Annotated in this window: 2 protein-coding genes and 1 pseudogene; 2 read left to right on the top strand and 1 reads right to left on the bottom strand. The window is 71.4% G+C overall.

What is annotated here, in order from left to right:
- Nucleotides 1-20 precede the first annotated feature (20 nt).
- Both VGD93_RS02175 and VGD93_RS02170 read left to right on the top strand, forming a co-directional pair.
- The gene (locus tag VGD93_RS02175; RefSeq protein WP_395008733.1) at nt 21-1,805 is read left to right on the top strand and encodes a dipeptide ABC transporter ATP-binding protein; all 1,785 of its coding nucleotides are present in this window, start codon (nt 21-23) and stop codon (nt 1,803-1,805) included.
- Between the two features lie 8 nt (nt 1,806-1,813).
- On the top strand, nt 1,814-2,488 hold the full coding sequence (locus VGD93_RS02170; protein WP_395008731.1) for an aspartate/glutamate racemase family protein: 675 nt from the start codon (nt 1,814-1,816) through the stop codon (nt 2,486-2,488).
- A gap of 36 nt (nt 2,489-2,524) precedes the next feature.
- On the opposite strand, the pseudogene VGD93_RS02165 reads toward VGD93_RS02170, so the two are convergent.
- Nucleotides 2,525-2,867: pseudogene (locus VGD93_RS02165) on the bottom strand (Na/Pi cotransporter family protein); the annotation flags it as partial.

The raw sequence follows: 2,867 nt of genomic DNA, 5'->3' as shown, positions 1-2,867 counted from the left end.
TCACCGTCGCCTTCCGCGGCCTGCCCCCGGTGGTGCGCAATGTCTCGTTCGAGATCGCGCCCAAGGAGACGCTGGCGATCGTCGGCGAATCCGGGTCCGGCAAGAGCATCACCGCGCTGTCCATCATGCGCCTCATCGGCGCCGCCGAGGGGGTCAGCCTCGGCGGGCGCATCCTGCTCGGCACGCGCGATTTGCTCGCGGCGAGCGAGGCCGAGATGGAGACCATCCGCGGCAACCAGATCGCCATGATCTTCCAGGAGCCGATGACCAGCCTCAACCCCATCATGACGGTGGGCGAGCAGATCGGCGAGGCGCTCGCCCGGCACCGCGGCATGGACCGCGGGGCCGCCCGCAGGGAAGCGCTGGCGCTGTTCGAGAAGGTGCGCATTCCCGGCGCGACGCGCCGCCTCGGCGACTACCCCCACCATCTGTCGGGGGGCATGCGCCAGCGCGTCATGATCGCCATGGCGCTGGCCTGCCGTCCGCGGCTGCTGATCGCCGACGAGCCGACCACGGCCCTCGACGTCACCGTCCAGGCGCAGATCCTCGAGCTCATCAAGACGCTGCAGGACGAAGAGGGCATGGGGGTGCTGTTCATCACCCATGACATGGGCGTCGTGGCCGAGATCGCCGACCGCACCGTCGTCATGTACCGCGGCGAGGCCGTGGAGACGGGCCCCACCGCGGCAATCTTCGCGGCTCCGCAGCAACCCTATACGCGCGCCCTGCTGGTGGCCGTGCCGCAGCTTGGCTCGATGGCCGGCGAACCGCTGCCGCGGCGCTTTCCGCGCGTCGACCCGCAGACCGGGGCGCCGCAGGCGCCGCCGCCGACGCGCGACACGGTCGCCGCCGATACCCCGGTGCTGCAGGTGCGCAACCTCGTCACCCGCTTCGACGTGCGCGAGGGCCTGCTCAACCGCGTGACCGGCCGCGTGCACGCGGTGGAGGACGTCTCCTTCGATCTGTTCGCCGGCGAGACGCTGGCGCTGGTGGGTGAATCCGGCTGCGGCAAATCCACCACCGGCCGCTCCATCCTCCGCCTGGTGGAGCCGAGCTCCGGGTCGGTGAAGGTCGGCGGGACGGAGTTGCTGGGCCTTGGCCGAGCGCCGCTGCGCGAGGCCCGGCGCCATATCCAGATGATCTTCCAGGATCCCTTCGCCAGCCTCGATCCGCGCTTTCCCGTCGGTCGCGCCATTGCCGAGCCGATGGTGGTGCACGGCATCGGCGATCGCGCGCAGCGCCGGCACAAGGTGGCCGACCTGCTGCAGCGCGTCGGCCTGTCGCCCGACATCATCGAGCGCTATCCCCACGAATTCTCCGGCGGCCAGCGGCAGCGCATCTGCATCGCCCGGGCGCTGGCGCTCGAGCCGCGCTTCATCATCGCCGATGAAAGCGTCTCGGCGCTCGACGTCTCCATCAAGGCCCAGGTCGTCGACCTGCTGCTCGATCTGCAGGAGAGCCTCGGGCTGGCCTATCTGTTCATCTCCCACGACATGGCGGTGGTCGAGCGCATCAGCCACCGCGTCGCCGTGATGTACCTGGGCGAGATCGTCGAGATCGGCCCGCGCCGGAGCGTCTTCGAGAATCCCCAGCACCCCTACACGCAACGTCTGCTGAGCGCCGTGCCGATCGCCGATCCGGCGCGGCGCCGCGTGCGCCGGGCGCCGCCCGCCGGCGAGATCGGCAGCGCCCTGCGGCCCACCGGCTACGTCCGGCCGCCGCGCCAGTACCGCCAGGTCGCCCCCGGCCACTCGGTGCAGGTCTGGGACGAGGGCTGGGCCGCCGCTTTCCATCAACCGACCTGAGGGCCCGCATGCGCCAGCGCATCCACGTCATCAATGCCAGCAGCCGGACCGATACCGGCATCACCGCCGACCTCGCCCGCAGCCTCGCCTGGCTGGAGGGGCCCGGGCTGCCCGAGATCGCCTGCGTGACCCTGGCCGACGGGCCCAACGGCATCAGCACCGCCCGCGACAGCGACGACGCCGCCCCGGCCGTACTGCGCTATGTCGAGCGCGTTGCCGCCGATCCGCAGGCCGCCGGCTTCGTCGTCGCCTGCTTTTCCGATCCCGGCGTCTACGCCGCGCGCGAGCTCACCGCCAAGCCGGTCGTGGGCATCGGGGAGGCCGGCTATCTGGCCGCGCTGGCGCTGGGCGACGTCATCGGCACCATCGGCGTCTCCGCCGCGACCGACAAGACCGCGCGCCTCGCCCGGCAGCTGGGCATCGCCGGCCGCGTGGCCGTGCATCGCGGGCTCGGGCTCGACTACGGCCAGCTGCAATATCCGGCCGTCGTGACCGACGCCCTCGTCGCCGCGGGAAAGCAGCTGCGGGACGAGTTCGCGGTGCAGGCCATCGTCTTTGCCGGGGCGGGGCTGGCCGCCTATGTCGCGCCGCTCGAGGACGCCGTCGGCCTGCCCGTCGTCGACCCGACCCAGGCGGCGGTGGCGCTCGTCGCCGGCCAGGTCATGCAGCGCAGCTACCGCTGAGGATCGCTTCCCGTCCCGCGGTATCCCCTGTTGGTCTCAGGGCTGGGGGTTTCCGGCGAGGCGGGAGTCGAGCAGGTCGCCGCTGCGGGCGAGGATGGGGTAGGCGACGGAAGCGAACATTGAGTTGATGGTCTTCAGCGCGCGCACGGTCTCGAGGTGGATGTCGCTGGTCTCGATGCTGAGGTGCGCGCCGCTCTGCAGGCGCTTGAGGTGCTCGCCATAGCTGGCGCGCTCGGCCTGGCGCATGCGGTCCTTTTCGCGCAGCAGCTGGCGGGCGGAGTCGCGGTCCTCGGAGACGAGGACGTTGAGGGCCAGGTGCATGTTGGCCATGACCTGGTGGTGCAGTTCGGTGAGTTCGCGCCAGCCGGCGGGGGAGAAC

This window comes from Devosia sp. (assembly GCF_036406155.1).
Taxonomy (GTDB): domain Bacteria; phylum Pseudomonadota; class Alphaproteobacteria; order Rhizobiales; family Devosiaceae; genus Devosia_A.
This window is presented reverse-complemented; position numbering and strand designations above follow the sequence as displayed.